The organism is Actinomadura logoneensis, from assembly GCF_003428695.1.
GTDB classification, from domain to species: Bacteria; Actinomycetota; Actinomycetes; order Streptosporangiales; family Streptosporangiaceae; genus Spirillospora; species Spirillospora logoneensis.
Map to the genome: position 1 here is coordinate 1 of NZ_QURH01000885.1, position 6,347 is coordinate 6,347.

The 6,347-nt window shown below is 77.0% G+C and carries 6 protein-coding genes; 2 read left to right on the top strand and 4 right to left on the bottom strand.

The genetic code is table 11. The annotated features are described in order from the left end of the window. From DZF91_RS29855 to DZF91_RS40585, 4 genes are all read right to left on the bottom strand, one after another. Positions 1 to 368: condensation domain-containing protein (locus DZF91_RS29855; protein WP_147341450.1), on the bottom strand; the 368-nt coding region annotated here is incomplete at its 3' end. 21 nt (positions 369 to 389) lie between these two features. Then, positions 390 to 1,652: a GNAT family N-acetyltransferase gene (locus tag DZF91_RS29860; protein ID WP_117360435.1), complete on the bottom strand. Its 1,263-nt coding sequence runs from the start codon at positions 1,650 to 1,652 to the stop codon at positions 390 to 392. A 10-nt stretch (positions 1,653 to 1,662) separates the two neighbouring features. Continuing rightward, a complete protein-coding gene (locus DZF91_RS29865) occupies positions 1,663 to 3,150 on the bottom strand; it encodes a condensation domain-containing protein (protein WP_117360436.1) in 1,488 nt (495 codons plus the stop codon). Between the two features lie 125 nt (positions 3,151 to 3,275). After that, complete coding sequence (locus DZF91_RS40585) at positions 3,276 to 3,512, bottom strand: phosphopantetheine-binding protein (RefSeq protein WP_199486980.1); 237 nt, start codon at positions 3,510 to 3,512, stop codon at positions 3,276 to 3,278. Between the two features lie 190 nt (positions 3,513 to 3,702). Between DZF91_RS40585 and DZF91_RS29870 the strand changes: the two genes are divergently transcribed. Together DZF91_RS29870 and DZF91_RS29875 are read left to right on the top strand one after the other, a co-directional pair. Next, positions 3,703 to 5,022, top strand: coding sequence for a salicylate synthase (locus tag DZF91_RS29870; RefSeq protein WP_158588081.1), 1,320 nt, complete (start codon positions 3,703 to 3,705; stop codon positions 5,020 to 5,022). Between the two features lie 73 nt (positions 5,023 to 5,095). Continuing rightward, positions 5,096 to 6,208 carry an SDR family NAD(P)-dependent oxidoreductase gene (locus DZF91_RS29875; RefSeq protein ID WP_117360438.1) on the top strand — a complete coding sequence of 371 codons (1,113 nt, stop codon included), beginning with the start codon at positions 5,096 to 5,098 and terminating at the stop codon, positions 6,206 to 6,208. Positions 6,209 to 6,347 lie beyond the last annotated feature (139 nt).

A 6,347-nucleotide genomic window follows, 5' to 3' on the forward strand; every position in this document is an offset into this window, starting at 1 on the left:
CCGGGGCCGTGCGGCGCGGGCGCGGGGGAGAGGGCGGCGAGCGCGGGCAGGAGCCGGGCGACGGCCTCGGACCGCGCGGGCTCCGGCGTCCCCGACAGGTCGATCAGCTCCGGCGCGTCGCAACCCGCCTCGATCCGCTGCCACGGGACGCCGCCGGACTCGGCGAACCGGGTCCGCAGCGCCTCGTGCCGCTCGGCGGTGGCGCGCCACGCCGCGTACAGGGCGGGGACGTCCAGCGCGCCGGAGAGCGCGTAGGCCCGGCACACGGTGCCGGCGGACGGTTCGGCGGCCAGCCCCTCCAGGTACCACAGGCCCTGCTGGGTCCGGGAGGCGGGCGCCAGGGCACCGGACCCCAGTTCGTCGTTCATCCTGAGCGTCCTCACTGCCGATCAGTAGAAGTAGCTGATGTAGGGGGCGCGCTCGGGCGTGGCCATGGTGTCCCAGAGCTGCGCGGCGCGCGGGTCGGGGGCGCTGATCCGGCCGCCGCGCGCCAGGTCGGTGGCCGCGGTGCCGCCGAGCAGGATCGACCCGACGGCCGCGACCTGCATCTCCAGGTCGGGTTCGGCGGTGGTGCGGCGGCAGGTCGCCTTGCCGTCCTCGGCCTCCAGCCGGAACGTCCCGCCGGTGTACCCCTCCGGGTCGTGCACCCGCAGGGTGAGCGCGCCGTCGGCGGCCCAGCCGCGCGCCTCCAGCAGCGCCGGGACGTCCAGCGGGCGCAGCCACAGCCCGTCGTGCCGCCGCGCCCGCAGCTTCCGCGCGTCCGCGACCCACCAGGTCAGCGGGTTGTCCACGGGCGAGTACCAGACCTGGACGCGGGCGACCATGTCGATCGACAGCAGGTACCGCCAGAGCGCGGCGGCGGCCTCGGCGTCCACCGCGAGCAGGTCGATGACGTGCACGATGTTCTGCGGCGTGGTCTCCGGCGCCCAGTCCGAGGTGATCCGGTACGACACCAGGCCCCGGTCGCCGACGGCGACGTGGTCGCGCGGCGCGCCGCCCATGCCGATCGCGAGCATCTGCTCCAGCCGCGCGTCGGCGGGGTCGTGCGCGAGCCGGTCCCAGTAGCAGGACGGCGGGACCACCTCGCCGGGCGTCCCGGGCGCCTGCCGCTCGTAGATCGACTGCGCGAGCGTCCGGGCCTCCGCGCCGTCCACCCGCCGGACCTCCAGGTCGCCGCCGGGCGCGTCGGACCGCCAGCCGACGCCCTTCACGTCGATGTCGAGCGCGTTGTAGGACGTCGCGGGCCCGTACCCGAAGCGCCAGTAGATCGGCCACTCCGAGACGCCGCCCGCCGCGATCGGCTTGCCCTCCTCCACGGCCCGCTCGTGCAGCCGCAGCAGCGTCGCCCGCATCAGCCCCCGCCGCCGCAGCGTGGGGTGGCAGGAGCCGCCGGTGCAGGCGGCCAGCGGGACGGCCGCGCCGCCCGGCAGCACCAGGTCGCGGTGCTGGGAGCTGTTGGTGGCGACGTAGCCGGTGCCGTCGTCGATCGCGATGGCCCGCTCGGGCGGGTGCGTGCGGCGGTAGAAGTCCACCACGGCCGGGTCGCCGCCCGGCGGCGACGCGAACGCGCCGAGCCAGGCGTCGAGCCATTCGGAGTACCGGTCGCCGGTCACCTCGACCAGGCGCATGCCGGACGGCAGTTCGGAACGCATCGGCACCCCCTCAGCTCGTCGTCTCGGCGGCCACGGCCGCGCGCCCGGACGCGTGTACGGACCCGGCTCCGGACCCGCCGCCGGACGCGCGGACGGACGCGGTCAGCTCGTCGAGGCGGATCTCCGGATCGCCGACCCCGGCGCGCAGCACGCGGGTGAACTCGTCCGCCATCGCGTCCATGGACTCCTGGTCGAACCGGTCCACGCTGCTGTTCACCGCGAACAGCAGCTCGCCGCCCGCGCCCAGTTCGGCCGTCCAGAGGATGGCGTCGTCGGGGACGTCCGGGCCGAGCGGCTGGGACCTGCGGCGCTGGGCGGCGACGCAGCCGACGCCGCCCGCCTCCTGCTCGCGCAGCACGAACGGGTTGGGCGACATCTGGAACCCCGGCCGCGCCCGCTCGGCGATCCGGTCGGACTGCTCCAGCGCGGCGATCTGCTCGCCCGCCTCCGCCGCCAACCGGACGAACGGGACCTCGTGCGTGAACGCCGACAGGCAGCTCTCCCGCACCCGCTCGACCACGTCGCGGAACGTCCGGCAGCCGGTCAGGTCGGTGCGCAGCGGGAAGAAGTTCACGAAGTAGCCGACGGTGTCGGCCATCCAGCGGCGCCGCCGGCCCGGCCCGGGCGACAGCGTCCACACCACCGCGTCGGCCTGCCCGGTGCGGGCCAGCAGGTGCACCCGGTACGCGGCGAACAGCACCATGAACGGCGAGCAGCGCAGCGAGCGGCCGAACTCCACCGCCGCCGTGCCGAGCTCCGCGTCGATCGCGAACCGGTCGCAGCGCGTCCCGGACGGCTCGCCCGCCACCGGCGGCCGGTCGGTCGGCAGCGCCACCGCCTCCGCGCCGCTGAGCCGGTCGCGCCAGTACCCGTAGGACCGGGCGGCCTTCGCCTCGTCCGCGCCGGTCCGCTGGTGCGCGGCGTACTCGCGGTACTGCCGGATCTCCGGCAGCTCGGGCGCGCGGCCCGCGCGGCGCGCCGCGTACAGCTCGACGAGGTCGCGCATGACCAGGCTCAGCGACCACACGTCCACGACGGGCAGGTGCGCGACGAGCACCACGATCCAGTCGTCGTCCGCGAGCCGTCCCACGTGCGCCCAGAACGCCGGGACGCGCGACATGTCGAAGGTCCCGGACTCGACGTCGTTGAGGAATGCCTCGGAGCGCTCCTGCCGGGACGCGTCCCCGGCCGTCAGGTCGTGCACCTCCAGCGCGGGCGACGGCCCCGGCGGGTGGACGAGGTTGCGCCAGCCGCCGCCCTCCCCGCCGTCCTCCCCGGCGGCCTCTCCGGGCAGCAGCTCGGTGCGCAGCGCCTCGTGCCGGGCGACGACGTCGTCGAGCGCGCGCCGGAAGTCCTCGACGTCGAGGTCGCCGGTCAGCCGCCACCCCCCGCTGGAGATGGGCCGGGGGCCGAAGTCCCCGGCCGATCCGTCGTTCTGGTGCTGCAGGCGCAGGAACTCCTGTTCGAGCGAGAGCGGGAACGGTGCTTCGGACGGCATCGGCTCTTCCTCTCCGTTCGGCGGGGCGGCGGCTCGGGCGGCGGCTCGGCCGCGGCTCGGGCTGCGGGTCGGGCGTGGGCTCGGGCGGCGGGTCGGCGTCTGGTCGGCGACGGGTCGCGCGGCGGTCAGGCGGCCGGTTCGAGCGAGGCCACCACCAGGCGGGTGAACGTCGCCAGGTCCGGGTCGTCGAACAGGTCGTCCACCCCGACCCCGGTGACGCCCAGCTCGTCCTCCAGCCACGCGGTGATCATCAGTGCGGTGATCGACTGGCCGCCGAGCTCGAAGAACGTGGCGTCCGGAGCGTCCTCGGGGACGTCCAGCGCCTCGCGCCAGATGGCGGCGATCTGTGTCGGCAGGTCCACACGGCCGATCGTGGCACCGGCCGCCGGGCCGCCACATCTTCCTGATTGCCCGGCCCCGGCGGGGGTGCGCGGGCCCTTCCGCAGGCTCGAAGAAGCACCCGGGCCGCCGCCGCTCCTAGCGTCGGAGACGCCCGGCCGGCGGGTGCGCCGCGACGCCCCGGACCGGGCCCGACCTGCCTGGAGGAAGCAGATGGCTGGTGATCGCAAGTACCACGAACGGACCGTCGCCCCCGTCCCCGACCCGCCGGCGGCCGTCCGCCGGCTGGCCGCGGAGGCGGCCGGCGACCACTTCTGCTACGAGGGACCGGACGGCTTCGCGGTCGCCCTGGACCCGGTGGCCGAGCTGGTCGCCGACCGCCGCCGGCTGCTGCTGCGCGGCCCGGACGGCGACGTCGAGCGGGCCTGGTCGGCCGAGGCGCTGCGGCGCGTCCCGGACCTGCTGGACGAGCTGCCCCTGGAGGCGTGGCGCTGCTACGGCTGGGCCGGGTTCGAGCTGGCGGCGGCCCGCGACGGCCTGACCGGGCTGGCCGGCGACGAGCCGTTCCTGCACCTGGTGATCCCGGCCGCGGAGGTGCGGTTCCACGCGTCCGGCACGCTGCTGCGCGCGCTCGACCCCGCCGTCCTGGACGTCCTGCAGGAGCGGGTGGAGGCCGCGCCGCCGCCCGCCGCCGAGGTCCGCCCGCGCGCGGTCCCCGACCAGGACGCCGGCGCCTACCTGGACGCGGTGGAGAAGGCCGTCCGGTACATCCGCGACGGGCGGCTGCAGAAGGTCATCGTGTCCCGGACGGTCCCGGTCGGCTTCCCGGTGGACCTGCCCGCCACCTACGAGCTGGGCCGCCGCGCCAACTCGCCCGCCCGCTCGCACCTGTTCTCGCTGGACGGCCTCGCCTCGGCCGGGTTCAGCCCGGAGACGGTCGTGGAGGTGTCCAAGGAGGGCGCCGTCGTCACCCAGCCGGTCGCGGGCACCCGTGCCCGCACCGGCGAGCGGGACCGCGACGACGCGCTCCGCCACGAGCTGCTGAACGACGCCAAGGAGGGCTACGAGCACGCCCTCTCCTTCAAGATCGCGGTGGACGAGATGGCCGAGCTGTGCCCGGACCACCCGGTGACGGTCCGCGAGTTCATGGCCGTGCGCGACCGGGGCACCGTGCAGCACCTGGCGTCCTCGGTCGGCGGGACGCTCACCGCCCCGGCGCACGCCTGGGACGCCTTCGCCGCCCTGTTCCCCGCCGTCACCACCTCCGGCGTGCCCAAGCGGGACGCCTACGAGGTCATCCACGAGCTGGAGCCGTCCGGGCGCGGCCCCTACGGCGGCGCGGTCCTCACCTACGACGCCGACGGCACCCTCGACGCGGCCGTCGTGCTGCGGACGGTCTTCCAGCGCGACGGCCGCGCCTGGCTGCGCGCCGGGGCGGGGATCGTCGCGCAGTCCCGGCCCGAACGCGAGCTGACCGAGACCCGCGAGAAGCTCGCCAGCATCGCCCGCCACCTCGTCCCCCAGGCCGGGTGACCCGCATGCCACCCCTGGCCGCCACGGCCCCCACCGCACCCACGGCACCGAAGGCCGCGCGGGAGGTGTCCCGATGCTGGTGACCGTCACCGGAGGGTCCGGGTTCCTCGGTTCGCACACGGTCGCCGAGCTCGTCCGGCGCGGCCACCGCGTCCGGCTGCTCGCCCGGTCCGCCGCGCGCGTGGACGCCGCGCTCGGCCCGCTCGGCGTGGACCGGTCCGCCGTGCGGATCGCGCGCGGGGACGTCACCGACGCCGCGTCCGTCCGGCGCGCCGTCGAGGGCGCGGACGCCGTGCTGCACGCCGCCGCCGTGTACTCCTTCGACAGCCGCGACCGCGCCCGCATCCGGGCCGTCAACGCGCCCGGCACCGCCGTGGTGCTGGAGGCCGCCGTCCGGGCGGGTGTGCCGCGCGTCGTGCACGTCTCGACCGTGGGCGCGCTGTTCCCGGCGCGCGGCCGGGAGCTGTCCGCCGCCTCCCCGGTCGGCACGCCGCGCGGCGCGTACCTGCGCGGCAAGGCCGACGCCGAGCGGGTCGCGCGGTCCTGGCAGGAACGCGGCGCGCCCGTCGCGATCAGCTACCCGCCCGCCCTGCTCGGCCCGCACGACCCGCGCCTCGGCGACCAGACGGCCCGGCTGCGCGCGGCCCTGCGCGGGCTGATGCCGGTCTGGCCGTCCGGCGGCTTCCCGGTCGGGGACGTCCGCGACACCGCCGCCGCGCACGTCCGCCTCCTGGAGCGCCCGCCCGCGCCGTCCTCGGCCCCCGAGCGGGTGTTCGGGCCGTCCCGGTACCTGCCGACGCAGGAGTACCTGGCGGTCGCCCGCGAGGTCACCGGCCGCCGCCTGCCCGCGCTGGTCCTGCCCGCCCGCGCCGTCCTGCCGGTGGGGGTCGCGGCCGACCTGGTCCAGCCGGCCTGGCCGTGGCACATCCCCGCCGAGTTCGGCGCGGTCTACACGTGCGCGCACGCCGCGCCGGTGGCGGCGGACGCCGACACCTGCGGCGTCGCGGCCCGGCCGGTGCGGGAGACCGTCGCCGACACGGTCCGCTGGCTGGCGGCGGAGGGGCTGCTGACCCGGCGGCAGGCCGGACGCGCGGCGCGTCCTACCGCCGTGGCCGCCGACTCCGCCGGAGCGGGAGCAGCCGGAGCGGAAGCCGCCGCGTTCGTCCCCGAGGGAGGTGAGCTGTGAGCACATCCGAGGCCGACTACGTTCCGGTCCCCGTCCCGCGGCTGAAACCGGTGCCCCCGCCGCCGCCCGCGGCCCCGGGCATGGCCGGGCTGCGGGACGCCCGCGAGCACCGCCGCGCCGAGATCCTCGCCGGGCGCGC

Excerpts from the sequence above, each read along its gene's own strand:
- DZF91_RS29860 (WP_117360435.1), bottom strand. The coding sequence starts at position 1,652 with ATGCGTTCCGAACTGCCGTCCGGCATGCGCCTGGTCGAGGTGACCGGC.
- DZF91_RS29865 (WP_117360436.1), bottom strand. The coding sequence starts at position 3,150 with ATGCCGTCCGAAGCACCGTTCCCGCTCTCGCTCGAACAGGAGTTCCTG.
- DZF91_RS29870 (WP_158588081.1), top strand. The coding sequence starts at position 3,703 with ATGGCTGGTGATCGCAAGTACCACGAACGGACCGTCGCCCCCGTCCCC.
- DZF91_RS29875 (WP_117360438.1), top strand. The coding sequence starts at position 5,096 with ATGCTGGTGACCGTCACCGGAGGGTCCGGGTTCCTCGGTTCGCACACG.